Source organism: Cupriavidus sp. 05N38, from assembly GCF_056397345.1.
On sequence record NZ_JBFTNF010000043.1, the window covers coordinates 20,706 to 36,714 of the forward strand.

13 protein-coding genes are annotated in these 16,009 nt (G+C 64.0%); 5 read left to right on the forward strand and 8 right to left on the reverse strand.

Annotation, left to right across the window (positions count from 1 at the left end; genetic code table 11):
• The first annotated feature begins 79 nt into the window (after positions 1-79).
• On the forward strand, positions 80-1,126 hold the full coding sequence (locus AC1DK4_RS26860) for an AraC family transcriptional regulator (protein WP_441614420.1): 1,047 nt from the start codon (positions 80-82) through the stop codon (positions 1,124-1,126).
• Here AC1DK4_RS26860 and AC1DK4_RS26865 read toward each other — a convergent pair.
• Positions 1,108-1,518, reverse strand: coding sequence for a hypothetical protein (locus tag AC1DK4_RS26865; RefSeq protein ID WP_441614418.1), 411 nt, complete (start codon positions 1,516-1,518; stop codon positions 1,108-1,110). The two genes, AC1DK4_RS26860 and AC1DK4_RS26865, sit on opposite strands and share 19 nt — an antisense overlap.
• Positions 1,519-1,622: 104 nt before the next feature.
• Here AC1DK4_RS26865 and AC1DK4_RS26870 point away from each other — a divergent pair, with 104 nt between their 5' ends.
• The 4 genes from AC1DK4_RS26870 (at position 1,623) to phaZ (ending at position 5,216) form a co-directional block, all read left to right on the forward strand.
• The gene (locus tag AC1DK4_RS26870; RefSeq protein WP_441614737.1) at positions 1,623-2,087 is read left to right on the forward strand and encodes a MaoC family dehydratase; all 465 of its coding nucleotides are present in this window, start codon (positions 1,623-1,625) and stop codon (positions 2,085-2,087) included.
• Between the two features lie 11 nt (positions 2,088-2,098).
• Positions 2,099-3,817, forward strand: a complete 1,719-nt coding sequence (locus AC1DK4_RS26875) for an alpha/beta fold hydrolase (RefSeq protein ID WP_441614416.1) — start codon at positions 2,099-2,101, stop codon at positions 3,815-3,817.
• Between the two features lie 58 nt (positions 3,818-3,875).
• On the forward strand, positions 3,876-4,301 hold the full coding sequence (locus AC1DK4_RS26880; RefSeq protein ID WP_441643527.1) for a phasin family protein: 426 nt from the start codon (positions 3,876-3,878) through the stop codon (positions 4,299-4,301).
• A gap of 72 nt (positions 4,302-4,373) precedes the next feature.
• Complete coding sequence (phaZ, locus tag AC1DK4_RS26885; protein ID WP_441643528.1) at positions 4,374-5,216, forward strand: poly(3-hydroxyalkanoate) depolymerase; 843 nt, start codon at positions 4,374-4,376, stop codon at positions 5,214-5,216.
• A 318-nt stretch (positions 5,217-5,534) separates the two neighbouring features.
• Here the strand turns inward: phaZ and AC1DK4_RS26890 are convergent, their stop codons facing one another.
• The 7 genes from AC1DK4_RS26890 to AC1DK4_RS26920 form a co-directional block, all read right to left on the reverse strand.
• Positions 5,535-6,695 carry a porin gene (locus AC1DK4_RS26890; protein WP_441614414.1) on the reverse strand — a complete coding sequence of 387 codons (1,161 nt, stop codon included), beginning with the start codon at positions 6,693-6,695 and terminating at the stop codon, positions 5,535-5,537.
• A 133-nt stretch (positions 6,696-6,828) separates the two neighbouring features.
• Positions 6,829-7,395, reverse strand: a complete 567-nt coding sequence (locus AC1DK4_RS26895; protein WP_441614412.1) for an RBBP9/YdeN family alpha/beta hydrolase — start codon at positions 7,393-7,395, stop codon at positions 6,829-6,831.
• A gap of 25 nt (positions 7,396-7,420) precedes the next feature.
• Entirely contained in the window at positions 7,421-8,752 is a 1,332-nt protein-coding gene (locus tag AC1DK4_RS26900; RefSeq protein ID WP_441614410.1) for an MFS transporter, read from the reverse strand.
• Positions 8,753-9,336: 584 nt separating this feature from the next.
• Positions 9,337-10,953 (reverse strand): bifunctional aspartate transaminase/aspartate 4-decarboxylase, encoded by a 1,617-nt coding sequence (locus AC1DK4_RS26905; protein WP_441614408.1) that lies wholly within the window; start codon positions 10,951-10,953, stop codon positions 9,337-9,339.
• A gap of 62 nt (positions 10,954-11,015) precedes the next feature.
• A complete protein-coding gene (locus AC1DK4_RS26910; protein WP_441614406.1) occupies positions 11,016-11,348 on the reverse strand; it encodes a hypothetical protein in 333 nt (110 codons plus the stop codon).
• Between the two features lie 7 nt (positions 11,349-11,355).
• Positions 11,356-13,044 (reverse strand): aspartate-alanine antiporter, encoded by a 1,689-nt coding sequence (gene aspT / locus AC1DK4_RS26915; protein WP_441614404.1) that lies wholly within the window; start codon positions 13,042-13,044, stop codon positions 11,356-11,358.
• A 104-nt stretch (positions 13,045-13,148) separates the two neighbouring features.
• Entirely contained in the window at positions 13,149-15,902 is a 2,754-nt protein-coding gene (locus tag AC1DK4_RS26920) for a decarboxylase (RefSeq protein WP_441614403.1), read from the reverse strand.
• Positions 15,903-16,009: the final 107 nt, after the last annotated feature.

The following is a 16,009-nucleotide window of genomic DNA, read 5'->3' on the forward strand; positions in this document are numbered from 1 at the left end:
GCAATGGCGGGCGTGGTGCAGCGGGCAGGCGAAGGCCTGGCACCGGGCCACGCTCTCATTGCAGCGCACCTGTGCCAGAATGTACCGTCACCATCCCCGACCGGCATTCACTGCCTGCGCCCCCCATTTGACAGGCCTGTCCGCTACCGTCCCCATTTCCGTCGTCAACGCCTTCCTGTCGGGCGCGGATCCGGCCGCTATCGGGCGGCTTGCCGAGCAGTCCGGGATCGCGCACGAGCTGCTGCGCGAACCCGGCGCACGGGTGACCCAGGAACAGTTCGCCACGCTCTATCGCAGGCTGGCGATGGAACTCGACGATGAAATGCCGGGCATTTTCAGCCGCCCACTGCGCAACGGCGTGCTGAAGTTTCTCGGTCTCAGCCTGCTCGACGCGCCAAGGCTGGAGGTGGCGCTGCATCGCTTTGGCCAGTTCCTCCATCTGGTCCTGGACGAATTCCGCCTGGCGTCGCGGCGCGAAGGCGCGGCTGGATATGTCGAGCTGGTGGCGAACCCGGCTGGCCCCGGCGTCAGCGTGATTGGCTGCGAACTGATGCTGAAACTGGTGCATGGAATGGCCTCGTGGCTCATCCGCCAGCGGATCCCGCTCAACGGTGCGGAGTTCGCTTTTCCGATTCCGCCGCAGAGCAGCGATCACCTCTACCTGTTTCCGGGCCCGGTGCGCTTTGACTGCGCGCACACGCAGATCAGCTTCGATGCGGCTTACCTTGACCTGCCGGTCAGGCAACGCAAGCCGGACCTCGAGACATTTCTCGCGCGCGCGCCCGAAGACTGGATTTTCGTCGCCTTCGCTGAGCAGCTGACCTGTCACCGCGTGCGTCAGCACCTGGCCGAATGCCTGCCCGCGTCGCCCACCGTCGACGCTGTCGCGCAGGCGCTCCACCACTCGGTGCGCACCTTGTGCCGGCGCCTGTCGGCCGAGGGCACGACGTTCCAGGCCATCAAGGATGAGGTGCGGCGCGATATTGCGATCCAGCGCCTGACGCGCTCCGAAGACACCATCGCCGAAATTGCCTACGACGTAGGCTTCGACAATCCCACCGCCTTCCATCGCGCCTTCCGGCACTGGACTGGCAGCACGCCAAACGCCTACCGCCGCACCCTCTGACCCGCCCATTGCCGGCCACTTTCGGTCACTTTCTCGGTCACTTTCTCGGCCACTTTCTCGGCCACTTTCTCGGCCACTGTCGGCCACTGTCGGCCATTGGCGCCGATTGGCAAGGCTGGCCGTCGACTGACAAATCCTGCCACCTCGGGAGGCGCTAGCGGCATCTGGCGCCCGGGCGCCGCGCATTGCGGCTGAAAACGGCGGGATTTGTCAGTGAAAGGGCCGGTTCCGGTAATCGCCTTCGCGCTGCCCGATATTACGATCACCCCATCGATGTCGCAGTGCAGCAAACCAACCAGCCGCGGGCGCACATCGCTGCAGTTGAGATGCACGGCGAAGACGAGGCGTTCTACGGCGCCAGGGTCGCAACCGCAGAATTCCTTGCCGGCCATGTCCTGGCGCCTGGCGCGCCCCGCGGGCATGGATTCGTGGCCCCGAAACGATGCAACGTTCTGACGAAGTCAGGGCAGATTTAGAGAAGGTGGAGAGAGACAACATGGCAATCGATGGTTACAGCATGGCGACGCTTGGCGCGTTCGTCGGCCAGGAGTTGGGCGTATCGGAGTGGGTCGAAGTGGATCAGGCGCGCATTGATGCATTTGCGGACTGCACGGAAGACCGCCAGTGGATTCACGTGGACGTGGACCGGGCGGGCCGGGAGAGCCCCTTTGGCGGCACCGTCGCGCACGGCTTCCTCACGCTCTCCCTGCTGGGCGGCCAGATCACCCGCATGGGTATCGTCCCCGGCGATGCCAAGGCCGCGGTGAACTGCGGGCTGGAGAAGACGCGCTTCCTGGCGCCGGTGAAGGCGGGTGCCCGCGTGCGCAATCGCGTGAGGCTGCTGGCGGCGGAGGACAAAGGCGAGGGCCGCGTCATGCTGCGCACGGAAAACACGATGGAGATCGAAGGCCAGGCCAAGCCGGCCCTGGTCGCCGAATCGCTGGCACTGCTGGTTGCCTGAGGAGAGATGCGATGACAACGACGAAAGCGCGCACAAGCAAAGCCAGGAAGCCGGCGAAGGTCACCCCGCAGGTCCTGCCCGACAACGGCGGCCTGGCTGTGGCCAGCCCCAATCCTTTCGTGGGCTTGCGCCCGGAGGACCTGGTCTCCACCGCCCAGCAGATCGGCGCGCAATGCGTCCAGGAGCCCGCGCTGCTGCTGGAACAGCAGACGCAGCTGGCGCATGACCTGCTGAGCGTGCTGGACGGCACGGCTTCTCCCCCGCCAGCGCGCGACCGTCGATTCGCGGATTCGGAATGGCACGACAACCCGCTGTACCGTATGCCGTTGCAGGGCTATCTTGCCTGGCGCGATGCCATGACCGGCTTTGTCAGCCGCTCCGTCATGGACGCGCGCAGCAAGGAGAGGGCGCAGTTCTTCACGTCGCTCGTGTTCGACGCGCTGGCGCCGACCAATACGGTGCTGGGCAACCCGGCTGCGCTGAGGGAGACGTTCGAGTCGGGCGGTCTCAGCCTGCTGTCCGGCATGACCAACCTGCTGACCGACACCCTGACCAACCAGGGCATGCCGTCCCAGGTCGACAAGAGCGCGTTTCGTGTTGGCCGGGACCTGGCGACGACGCCGGGCACGGTGGTCTTTCGCAATGAAGTGCTCGAACTGATCCAGTACACACCAGTCACGGCCAAGGTGCACGCGCGCCCGCAGCTCATCGTGCCGCCGCAGGTCAACAAGTTCTATGTGTTCGACCTCGCTCCGGGCAAGAGCATCGTCGAGTACCTGCTCAAGCAGGAATTCCAGGTCTTCATGGTGAGCTGGCGCAACCCGACCGTGGCGCAGCGTGAATGGGACCTCGACACCTACGTGACGGCGCTGATCGAAGCCATCCATGCGATCCGCGATATCACCGGTAGCGACGATGTGAACCTGCATGGCGCCTGCGCCGGCGCGATGACGATGGCGGCGCTGATGGGCTATTGCGCCAGCCGTGGCGAGAAACTGGTGAATGCCGCCACGCTGATGGTGTCCGTCTTCGGCCTGGACGAGCAGTCACAGCTCGGCCTGTTCGCCACGCCGGAAGCTGTCACGATGGCACGGCAAAGCAGCCGGGCCAGCGGCGTGCTCGACGGCGAGGAACTGGGGCGGGTGTTCGCATGGATGCGGCCCAACGATCTGGTGTGGAACTACTGGGTGAACAACTACCTGCTGGGCAAGGCTCCGCCGGCGTTCGACGTCCTGTACTGGAACAACGACACCACGCGACTGCCGGCGGGGTTTCACTGCCAGTTGCTCGACATCCTCTCTGACAACCTGCTCGCGACGCCAGGGGCGCTGAATGTGCTGGGCGCCCCCATCGACCTGTCCGAGGTCGAGTGCGACAAATTCGTGGTGGCCGGTGTAACCGACCATATCACCCCGTGGCAGGGCGTGTTCCGGTCGGCGCGCGCCTTCGGCGGACAGACCGAATTCGTTCTCAGTTCGAGCGGCCACATTCAAAGCCTGATCAACCCGCCCGGCAACCCGAAGGCGAAGTTCTTCGCGAACAGCGACAGTACGACCGATCCCGAGGCCTGGCTGGCCGGCGCCGAATCCACGCCCGATTCGTGGTGGAGCCACTGGAGCCAGTGGCTGAAGCAGCGGTCCGGGCCGAAGTGCAAGGCACCCGCGGCGCCGGGTAACGCACGCCATGCGCCGTGCGGCGCAGCGCCCGGACGCTATGTGATGGAAGCCTGACGCGCGGCACGCCGCAGTCCATGAGTTTTTTAACGCAACCTGAATGGAGACCATGACAATGGAATCGACCAACACCGCGAACACGTTCGCCCCGCACAAGAAGCTGCTCGAATTCGTCAAGCAGAACCGCCTCAACCCGGTGGCGATCCTGGAGTCCCGTCGCAAGGACATCGAGGCGCTGGCCAGCGTCAATCTCACGGTGCTGTCGGGCCTGCAGTCGCTGGTCCGCCTGCAGGCGGAGTACCTGTGCGGGACCGCGGCCGATCTGCAGTCGCTCGGCACGACGAAGCAGGCCGATGGCGCCGAGGCCTCCGCGGTCCGCGTGACCGAGCTGCTGCCGCGCACCGTGAACAAGGCGGTGAGCGGCCTGCGCGGCCTGACCGACACCGTGTACAAGACACAGGCCGACAGCTTCGCCGTGGTCGGCAAGCGCCTCGCGGAGAACGTGGAAGAAGTGAAGGGCATCCTGCGCCCCAGGCAGTAAGCCTCGCCGGGCACGGCCTCGCAAGGCCGTGCCATCCCGCCCGTTTCAGGGAAGTGCCTCCAGGATGACTTGATGACAATAGACGGTGCCAGCGTTGAATCTGGCCACAAGATGCAAATCCGGACCGTAGACCTGGATGGACAGGTGCTTCGGGTCGGCGTGCGGCCCGGCAGCGATGCCGGGCCGCCGCTGCTTATTTTCAACGGCATCGGCGCCAACCTCGAACTCGTCGAGCCGTTCGTGGACGCGCTCGACGGTACCGAAGTGATCATCTTCGACGTGCCCGGCGCGGGCGGTTCCCCCGCGCCCTTGCTTCCCTATCGCCTTTCCAGCCTGTGCGTGATCGCCGACAAGCTCCTCAGCCATCTCGGCTACGAAGGACAGGTCGATACGCTCGGTGTCTCCTGGGGCGGGGCGCTTGCGCAGGAGTTCGCGCATCTCTATCCGCAGCGTTGCCGGCGCCTTGTGCTGGCGGCGACCTCGCCGGGCGTGATCATGGTGCCGGGAAGCGTGTCGGTCCTCTCGAAGATGATCGGGGTACGCCGCTACTCTGATCCGGACTACCTGCGCCGCGTGGGCGCCGATATCTATGGCGGCGCCTTCCGCGACGACCCCGGCTTGCTGGAAGAGCACGGCCGCCATATGCAACCGCCGCGCGGCCGCGGCTATGTCTACCAGTTGCTGGCGGCCTGGGGATGGAGCAGCCTGTTGTGGCTCGGTGCCCTGGAACAGCCCACGCTGGTCATGCACGGCTCCGACGACCCGATCGTGCCCCTGGTCAATGCCAGGATCCTTGCTTCGCGCATTCGCCAGGCCGGACTCCATGTATTCGAGGACGGCCACCTCTTCCTCCTGACACGCGTCGGTGAAGCGGCACAGGTGGTGCTGCGCTTCCTGCGTCAGCCTCAAGCCTGACGCCGCGGGTGCCCGGCTTCCCGGGCGCCCCTTTGAAGGGGCCGCTGCCTGCGCTGCCCCTTGTCCGCCGCACGAAAGAAGCGCCTTCGGGCCGCGCGTGCCGTGCCGCCCCTCCCGATCCTGCAATGCCATGACAAAGCCCGCGATCCCGCAATCCCGCGCGATGCCCGAAAAAAACGGCCGCACAGGGTGATCCCCTGGCGGCCGTAACGAGCACCATTCGTGCGGGCTGGCGTGGCGATGGCGGGCCGGATGCCGGCCCGCCATTTTCCGCCATCGCCCGCCATTTCCAGTCATTTCCCGCCGGATGCGGTCCGGTCAGAACTTGTGGCGCAGGCCTACGGCCGCGCCGATCATCGTGCTCTGCCCGTTGGCCAGCGCATAGCTGTTGCCCAGTGAAAGGCTGTTGGCGTAGGTGGTAGCCAGCGATTCGAGCATCAGGCCGGCGTTCTTGGCGAACGCGGTGGTCACGTAGACGTCGGTACGCTTGGACAGCGAATAGTTCGCGACGAAGGCGATCTGCCAGGGGTTGGCTGTCTGCGTACTGCCGAACAGGCTCTTGACGTCGTCGTAGTTGTACTCGAGCGTGAGCCCCACGGCAGGCGTGACCTGGTAGTTCGCCCCGATCCAGTAATAGTCGTCGCGCTGGATCACGGAGCCTGCCGCATTCTTGTTCTGGCCCCAGCGATACCCGCCCATGAACCTGGCCGTGCCGTAGGTGTAGCTTGCGCCGACCACGGCCTTCTTCAGCGTGCCGCTGCCGGTGCCGATGGTCGGATTCCACTGGTCGTAGCCGAGGGTGACGCCAAACGGGCCGGCCTCGTACGCCGCGGCGGCACCGTAGGCGGTGTCGCGCCGGAACTGGCCCGGCACTTCGCCGTTGCCGCCGATGGGCGTCGCCACGCCGACTGTCGCGGGCAGGGCCACGCCCGTGCCGAACGACCAGTGGGCCAGCGCCTTCACCGGACCGAACTGGCCGGTGTACTTGACGGTGTTGTCCTCGCGGAAATTGGCGCCCGACTGCAGAACGACCGGCTCGTACTGCGTGGCATAAGCGGTCGGCGAGTAGTTGGCGAGCGCCTCGAAGATCGAGGTGTACTGGCGGCCAAGCGTGAACTGGCCAAAACTGCTTTGCACGCCCACGAAGGCCTGGCGGCCGAACAGGCGGCCGCTCTGCAGCGCATTGCCGGTATCCAGGCTGAAGCCGCTTTCCAGGACGAACACTGCCTTGAGGCCACCGCCAAGGTCTTCGACGCCGCGCAGGCCCCAGCGCGAGCCGGACAGTCCGCCCGAATCCATGCGGTAGACGTCATTGGACGGGCCGCGATTGAACTGGTTGGCCGCCGTGGGTACCGCGCCGACGTGGTTGACGTATTCGATGTTGGCGTCGACGACGCCATAGAGTGTGACGCTGGACTGCGCATATGCGCCCCCTGAGCACACCAGCAGCGATGCGATGGCAATGTTCTTCAATTTCATTTGGTCTCCTCTTCTTTCTTTCACCGGGTTACGGCGTCCGATTTTTCCGTTGACAGACGGATTTGCTTTGGGTGCTACTTTCTCTTGCGGCCACGTTCGAACGCGAGCGCCGGAGCGTGACCTATCTTCCACTCTAGCTGGCAGGCGTCAACGCCGCCAGCAATTCCGTGGCGCGTGGCCACGGCCCGTATCCGGCGGCGGGATTGAGGTGACCCACGTGGCCAAGGTCAACCAGCCGGCTGCCCCACGCGCGGGCCATCCCGGCGACCCGTTCGAACTTCGCCAGCGGATCATTGCGGCTCGCCCCGACGATGCTGGGGAAGGGCAGGAGCTGCGCTGGCGTAGGCAGCCAGCCGTTCTGTGCCAGGGCCGCCGGATCCGGGTACCCCGGTGGCAGCGGGTGATCGAAGTCCGGTGGCGCCGCCAGCAGCGCAGCCTGGATCGGACGCTGGTGCTGCGCGGCCCAGTGCACGGTGATGATCACGCCTGCGCTGTGGGCCACCAGGACCACCGGCCCGTCGATCTCGGCAATCGCTGCGTCCAGCTCCGCGACGCGCGCCGCGCAGCTCAGCTTGTCGTGTTCCAGCGGGGGCACCGAGCGGGCATTCGGCAGTTGCGCCTGGAGCAGCGTCTGCCAGTGTTCCGGCACATGGTCGCGCAGACCAGGCACCATCAGGATTGTGGTGTTGGGGTCAATCATTATGAAAGGGTGGGGGGTGGAGAGGTCAGGGCCGCGCCTGCGCGGCGCGCTGGCTTTGAATGCGACGCAGGTCGTTGGCGTAGTACTTGCGCCCGATCGCGAATGCCAAGGTGGCGCACAGCCCGGCCAGCGGAATGATCTGCAGGGCGCCGAGCAGACCGATCCTGTCGGCGATGACGCCCGTCACAAAAGGCCCGGGTGCCAGGCCCAGCAGGTTGTTGGCCAGCGTGAGCGTGGCGAAGGCTGTCGCGTGAATGCTTGGATGCGTCAGGTTGGCCACCACGGCGCTTGCCGGTCCGGCCGTACCGCCGACCAGCAACATGCCGGCACAGATCAGGACCATTTGCGCCGCGCCGGGGGGCGTGTGGAAGGCGGCCAGGAGCAGTGCGCAGCTGGTGGTGCTGTAGGCAATGGCCATCAGCCACTTGCGGGTGGGGGCGTTGCGGGCAACCCAGTCGGTCAGCGCGCCGCAGACAATCATGCCGGCGCCGGCGGCCAGCACGAAGGCGGCGGCCGTCAGGCTTGCGCGGTCCGTGGCCATGCCGTAGTAGCGCGACAGGTAGCTTGGCATCCACGCAAGCAGCGCACCTGTGACGAGCAACTGCATGGCGCTGCCGACATAGGCACAAAGAATCGAAGGCGCCGAAAACAGGGCGGAAACCAGGGGCCGCAATGCCAGGCGCTTGGGTGCCGCCTCGTCGCCCTTGTCCTCGCCGATCAGTTCGCGCTGCGCCTTCAGGCGCGGCTCGGTCACCACGACGCGAAACAGTGCGACCAGCACCAGGCCGAAGATGGCCATGCTGGCAAACGCCCAGCGCCACCCGAGGTGGGCGGAGAGGGCGCCGCCCAGTGCCATCCCCAAAACCGACCCGAACGGGCCGCCCGCGATGAACGCGGCGCTCAGGCTGGATCGCAGGCGACGGGGGAACACCGACAGCACCATGGCAATGCCCACGCTGCCGTAGGCGGCTTCGCCGATGCCCACGCACATGCGGGCGATGAACATCTCGCCGAAGTTTGTCGCCACCGCGCAGCCGAGCGTGGCGAGGCTCCACAGGGCCGCCATCAGCGTGAGGCTCTTGACGCGGCCCCAGCGGTCGGCCAGGACCGACAGCGGCAAGGTCAGCACGCCCACCATCAGCGCAACAACGCCGCCGAGTGCCCCCAGCTCTGTGTCGGTCAGTGCCCATTCGTTCTTCAGCAGCGGAAATACTGCATTGAGCACCTGGCGGGACATGTAGTCTGACAGCAGCAGGCCAAAGCCCAGTGCGAAGACCACCCACGAGTAGGGATGCGTCCCGGCTGGCCTGACCGGATTTACTGCCATGATGGAATGTGTGGAACGTTGTCCAAGCATAAATGCCTCTGATGGAAGACTTTGACTGCACTCCCGGCGGTCTGGGCCGGTGAGTCGACGCTTCCTTCCACGGCACCTGCCAGCGTCCGGTCGCAACTGATGACAAGTATCTAGGATCAGTTGCACACGGTTTGATGATCCGGGACATCAATTTTGCATCCTGGGACAGTCAGGGAAAACCTGAGGCGCTTGGCTCGGGCCTTACGCAAGCGGATGGACTGTGCGTTCTCGCTACCGCATTCGGCGACCCGTCTCATGTGCCTGCCGCTGCCTCGCGGCGCAAACCGGGGATGCCTGCTACGAAGTTGACGGGCGGGTTGCCGGCGTACCGGGCTGCGCCGCCGTCGGGAGTTGCCTCCGGGTGTTCGCTGGTCGTTGCATGACCGCACGACCGGGCTGCCGGTTCTTTGCGGGGCACCGCGGGCGACATGGCCGAATGGATGATGTGCCGGATGCAACCCGTCGGCTCGTGCGACACCCGTGCCAGCTCACCATGTCCGCGCCGCGGCCGTTCCCGGCAGCCCGGCCGACATGGCCGGCACCGGGGGGGCCGCGGCGCTATCAACGTCATCCGGCCGGTCTGTCTACTTCTTCTTGCCCTTCTCCGCCTTCCCGCCGGACTTCCTGTAGCGCTCCAGGTACTCGTCGCGCAGCTTGCGAACGCAACGACCGATCTTCACATAGTCTTCCTGGTTCAGGTTGGCCAGCGAAACCCGTCCCGATGGGTGGCGCGTACCGAATCCCTTTCCGGGCAGCAGCACCACGCCGGCTTCCTCGGCTAGCCGGAACAACAATTCGTGCGGCTCGACGGTATCAAGCAGCCATTTGACGAAATCCTCGCCGACTTCCCTGCTTTGCTGCTCGACATCGAGCAGCGTGTAATAGTCGACGACGTTCGAATCCACCGGCTCGGGGGCGACGCCCATTCCGCGATACAAGGCGGCCTTGCGGCTGCGGATCAGCCGCTTCATGGCGTCCTTGTAGTTGTCCGACGAATCCATCAGGGAGAACAGGGAGAACAGCACCATCTGCACTTGTTGCGGAGTGGAGAGGCCCGCCGTGTGATTGAGCGCCACGGTGCGGCTGTCGGCCACGATACGATCGATAAACAGCAACTTGTCGGGTTCCGTGGTGATGGAGGCATAGCGGTGGTTCAGCTCCTGGCGTTCCGCCTTCGGCAATTCCGCTATCTTCTCGTCGAACAGATTCGACTTGTGGGTGGCGATGACGCCCAGTCGCCAGCCGGTCGCGCCAAAGTATTTCGAGAAGGAGTACACCAGGATGGTGTTCTTTGGGCACATGGCAAACAGCGACACGAAGTTGTCGGCAAAGGTGCCATACACGTCGTCGGTCAGGATGATCAGATCCGGCCGCTCCTTGACGATGGAAGCGAGATACTCAAGACCCTCGTCGCTCATTCGGACGGAAGGCGGATTGCTCGGGTTCACCAGGAAAAAAGCCTTTACGTCCGGATCGCGCAGCTTGTCCAGTTCCTTCTTGGGGTATTGCCAGCCAGCCGCCGGATCGGCGTCGATCGTGAGCTCGGTCAGGTCATATTCCTTCAGCTCCGGAATTTCGATATATGGCGTGAATATGGGCATGCCCAATGCAATCTTGTCACCCGCCTTAAGTAGCCGGTTGGCCCGCATCGAATTGAACAGATATGTCATGGCGGCAGTACCGCCCTCGACCGCGTACAAGTCGAAATCGCCCAGGAAGGGATGCGCGCCGATCATTTCCTTGCGCAGGTATTGCTTGACGATTTTTTCGCTGATCCTGAGCATCCGGTCCGGCACCGGATAGTTGCAGGCCAGGATGCCTTCGCACATTTCATAGAGGAAGTCGCCCCCATCCAGGCCGAGCTGGTCTCGCACGAACGAGACGGCGCCGGTCAGGAACTTCACTCCCGGCGTGTCGCGGTGATATCGCGCGAAGAGATCGAAGCGCTCCTCGATACCAGCCCTGCGCGGAAAACCCCCGACACCTTCCGAAAGGTAAGAGAAGGACCGTTCGGATTCGGTCATGGCAAACAGGCCAAGCTGCCAGAAGCCATGGCGCGGAACGGTTGCAAGGAAATTGGGGTTGCCGCGTCCGGCGTTGAGCATCAACCGGTTCGAGACGCTTCCAGCCAGCTTGATCAATTCGTCCTTGAGTTCAAAAGGCGAGAGATTCGCTAACTTCGACGGATCTGGCTTGCTCATGGCGCATTCCTCCAAAAATGGTACGTGGCAAAAAAGACTTGCGAATCGATGCAAACGCGGGATCAGCGGCCCATCCGGCGGTCGTAGCTGCGCGAGACGCGGTCGAGTAGTCCGGGATCGCGCGCATCGCTGGCGTTGAACTGCACCCGCACGCTGCCGTCGGGCTGTTGCCGCACGCTGGCGCTCACACTGGTGCCATCGCGCAGGCCCGCGACCGTCCCGCTTGCCTGGTCCTGCACGTTGATCGCCACACCCTGTTCACGCAAGGCGTCCGCCGCCGCGAAGAACGAGCGGTCGTAGTTCGCGGGCGCGGTGGTGGCCGGATAGCCATAGTAGGTACAACCCGAGACGGACAGGATGGCGCCGATCGTCAGGGTCGCGAGCAGGTTCTTCATGGTGCGCTCACGCGAGAATCATGATCATCACCATGCCCCATATCGTCAGGAACGTATTGCCTACGGCGTAGGTGACGGTGTAGCCAAGACCCGGAACCTGGCTCTGTGCCGCTTCGCAGATCATGCCCAGTGCAGCCGTGGTGGTCCGCGCGCCAGCGCACGCGCCGAGCAGGATGGCGGGATGAAAGCGGAACACGAACTTGGCGAGCAGCATGCCAATGATCAGCGGCACCGCCGTTGCAAAGATGCCCCAAAGGAAAAGACTGATCCCAAGCTTTTGCAGGCCGGCGACAAAGCCGGGGCCGGCGGAGATTCCCACCACGGCGATGAAGACATTGAGCCCGACGGAGTTCATGAACCAGACGGTCGGCTCCGGGATGCGGCCAAAGGTCGGATGTATGGCTCTGTACCACCCGAAGATAATGCCGGCGATCAGCGCGCCACCCGCCGTGGATAGGGTGATCGGAACCCCCGCTATCTTCAGGACGACCGCGCCGATCAGCGCGCCAACCGTGATCGCGAGTGACATGAATGCCACGTCCGTGACCGACGTGGGCCGATCGATATAGCCAAGTTGCTTCGCGGTCGCGTTGATATCCTGTGTGCGACCGACCACCGTGATCACGTCGCCCCGATAGAGCTTCGTCTTGGGCAGCACCGGGATCACGGTTTCGGTCGGCCCGCGCTTGATCTTCTTGAGGAACACGCCGCGCGCGCCCGGCCAGCGGGCCAGGTCCTGCAAAGGACGACCATCGACTTCCTTGTTGGTGACGTAGATATCGACGCCCTCGGTGCGGACATCGAGCAGTTCCGCGTCTTCGACCTCCCGTCCGCTTGGGCCGAGGCGCTCGATCAGCTGATTGCGCTTTCCGCCGATCGCGACAACGTCGCCGGCCTCGAGCCTGGTACTGAGGTCCACCTCCATGATCTTGCCGCCGCGGCGAATGCGTTCGACAAAGGCTCGCACGCCCTCCTGGGTTCCCGCCTCGAGCTCGCCCACCGACCTGCCGATATAAGGGCTGTTTGGCGCCAGGGCATAGGCGCGCAATTCGAATTCATGCCATTCCGTGCCGGCTTCACCCGGCGCTCCGGCGCCCAGTTCTCTTTCGTAGTCCTTGCACGCGGCTACCAGATCAATGCCCAGAAGCTTCGGGCCGATCTGCGCCAGGATGATCGCCGAGCCGACAGTGCCGAAGATATAGGTAACGGCGTATGCGATCGGCATGCTGTCGAGTAGTTGTTTTGCCTCGTCGGGTGGCAAGCCAAGGCGATTGATCGCGTCGGTGGCGAGGCCCATCGATGCGGAGATCGTTTGCGATCCGGCAAAAAGCCCCGCGGCGGAGCCCAGGTCGTATCCGGCCATCAGCGCCGCGCCGACGGCGGAGGCCAGGCACAACAGACACATGACCAAGGCGAAGATGGCTTGTGGCACCCCATCCTTGGCGATGCCGCGTACGAACTGCGGACCTACGCCATAGCCGACGGCGAACAGAAACATCAGGAAGAAGACGGACTTCACGTTGGGGGAAATCTTCACGCCGAGGATGCCAATGACAATCGACACAAGCAGCGTCGAGGTGACGGCGCCCAGGCTGAAGCCCTTGAAGCTTTTCCCGCCAATCCAGTATCCGATCCCCAGCGCAAGGAAAATGGCGATTTCCGGATAGGCTCTGAGCGTTGTCACGAACCAGGACATGGCGTTTCTCCCGCTTTTTTTTCGATAGGTTAAGTCACACGTTTCCGCTTCAGTCCATCCAGTGCTTCCTGCGGATCACGGATAGGATGCAAGCGCGCGTCGGGTCAGCGTGCCTTGTTCAGGGCGTCCAGGGCTTCCGGCTTAAGCAGCTCGAGGCCGCGCGCCGCGTTGAATCCGTGGATCTCCTTCACATCCAGCTTGCGCATGAAGGCAATGGTTTCCGGCGTAATCACCTGCCCGGGGACCATGATGGGGAAGCCGGGAGGGTAGGGGATCACGAACTTGGCGGACACCAGCTCGGGGCCATTCTTCAGTCGCTCGTCGATGCGGGGGTCGTTCAGGCGGATGCACTCGCAAGCCTGCGGGTCATAGGCCAGGTAGTAGGCGGCACGCATGTCACCTTCCGACGTTGCGCTCTCGCTGTTCTCGCGCAGCGCGTTGTGGAAGCGGCTGAAGTTCGGCAGTTCCGGCACGTCCTCCACCAATCCCTTCACGCGAGCCTGGAAACTGGCGCGCGCGGCTTCGTCGCCCTCGTCCAGTTCGCGATCCAGCGCGCGGGAAATATCGGCAAGCGCCTTGATCAGGTGCGCCATGTCGCTGCGGGTATTGTTGATATTGATCTGCACCAGCACGCTGTTGCGCGAGGTCTTGTTGATCTGGATGTCGTAGCTTTCGGCCAGGAGCCCCTTGAAACGGGTGCCGTCGTACCCCGCGTTGCCGCAAAGCAGCGTGATACGGGTCGGATCGAGGAAGAACTCGTCGGTGCGCAAGGCTTGTGTGGCATCCGCGATGGTGCTGCCTGGCATGCCGTAATCGGCAAATCCGGTGACGCGATACTCCGCCGGAATCATTTCCGCCGGCGTGGCGGCGTGGAAGTACTTCGAGATCAACGGATGATTGTTGATCTCCTTGCGGATCTCGATGGCCAGTTGTATGGCGCGCTGCACCAGCTCGTAGCCTTCTAGTTCCATCTGCCGTCTGGCCAGGTCGATGGACGCAATGATCTGCAGGTTCGGGGAGGTCGAGGTGTGCGTGAAGAACGCTTCCTTGAACTGCGGCTCGACTGTGTGGAATTGCTGGTCGGCCACGACAATGATCGAACCCTGGCGCAGGGCCGACATCGACTTGTGGATTGACTCCGTCTGGTAGACCCGTATCCTGACCTGGTCCGGGTCAGGCAGCAATGGGATGTCGAGCAGCCGCGGATCGGTGTCGCCGATGCCATCGATCGATTGTCTGAACGCCTCGTACTTGTCGCGATAGGCCGCGTCATGCATCAGTTCGCGCAACCTGGCGGCGCCGCCCATCGCGGTGCGCATGCGCAGCAATGGCGAGAAGCGCGCAAAGCCGAACCATGCCTCGTCCCACAGGAAGACCAGGTCGGGCTTGATGGCAAGGCATTCCAGCATGGTCCGTTCCACGTTGGCGATATGGCCGTCGAACGTGCAGTTGGTAAGCACCAGCATCTTGGCCCGGTGGAGCTTGCCTTCGGCCTTGAGCGCCAGCAGGGCCTGCTTGATGGGGCGGATCGCAAGGCTGCCGTACATCGAGTATTGCGTGAGCGGGTATGCATCGATGTAGAGCGGCTGCGCGCCAGCCAGCACAATGCCGTAGTGGTGCGACTTGTGGCAGTCGCGGTCGATCAGGACGATGTCGCCCGGGGTGAGCAGCGCCTGGTGAACGATCTTGTTGGCGGTCGAGGTGCCATTCGTGACAAAGAAGGAGCGGTCGCCGCCGAAGGCGCGCGCGGCCTTGTCCTGGGCCAGCTTGATATTGCCGGTCGGCTCCAGCAGGCTGTCCAGCCCGCCGGTGGTGGCGCATGATTCCGCGAGAAAGAGGTTGGCGCCATAGAATTCACCCATGTCGCGGATCCAGTTCGACTTGAAAATCGACTTTCCGCGCGCGATCGGCAAGGCGTGAAAGGTTCCAACCGGACGCGCCGCGTAGTCCTTCAGGTTGTCGAAGTACGGCGTTTCGTAGCGATCCTTGATGCCATCGAGAATGGCCAGATGGATTTCCATCGTTTCTTCCGCGCCGTAGAAGATCCGGCGCAGTGGCGCGGCCTCCTCGGAGCCGGCGAGGTGACCGACGTCGCGGTCGGTGGACAGGAACATGTCGAGCTCAGGGCGCAGGCCGCGGAGCAGGCGCGCAAGCGCCGTACCCGAGTCCTCCATGGCCGCTCCGGTCCCCGTCGGGGTATTGCGCACGATGATGTCTCGCAACACCGGCGACGTGTATTGCGAGGTAAAGCCAAAGCCATCGACGATCACCACCGACTGCAGGTTGCAATTGAAGATTGCCGCAAGCAGCGCATCTTCGAAACTGCCAACCACGACCGTTTCATAAATGAAATGATCGTCATTGCGCCGCAGCCTGCGAAATGTCTCCCGCAAGTCGGGCCAGGTCGAGCGCTCGCCGGCGGCCACCAGCAACACCTCGAAATACGGCTTGCGGCTCTGTCCGTGGCCGATCGATGGTGGCAGGATATCCGGGAGGTGCGACTCGCCTTCGTCCTCGGCGATCCAGGCCTCTCTGTCATCCCGGTAGCTATTGGAAAGCAGGGCGCCGCTGATACGTTGCACAAGGCGTTCGAGGCCGACCCAATCGCCTTTGTCGAGGCGCTCTTTCACCTGTGCGGTCAGGTTCGGTCCAGGGTATGCGTTCAGTTCCTCGATGGGACGTATTTCTTCCAGCACCGCACTGGCTTGCTGGCGCAATTCGTCGGTGTCTTGCGCCCGCCGGGCGGCCAGGGTCCGGGCGATGCGGTTCAGGATGCGCCAGCGGTCGATACGCGCTTCCCAGGCCGAGAAGAACTGATTGAGCTCGAACCCGGGTGCCATTGCTTCAGTCGCAGCCATGTCGTGTCTCCGTCGCGAAAATGGACTTCCTCGAAGCAGGTGGCGGCATCCGGCAACACGTCATGGCTGCCGGGACGGGGTGTGGCCGCCACGGCAAACGCTGCCAG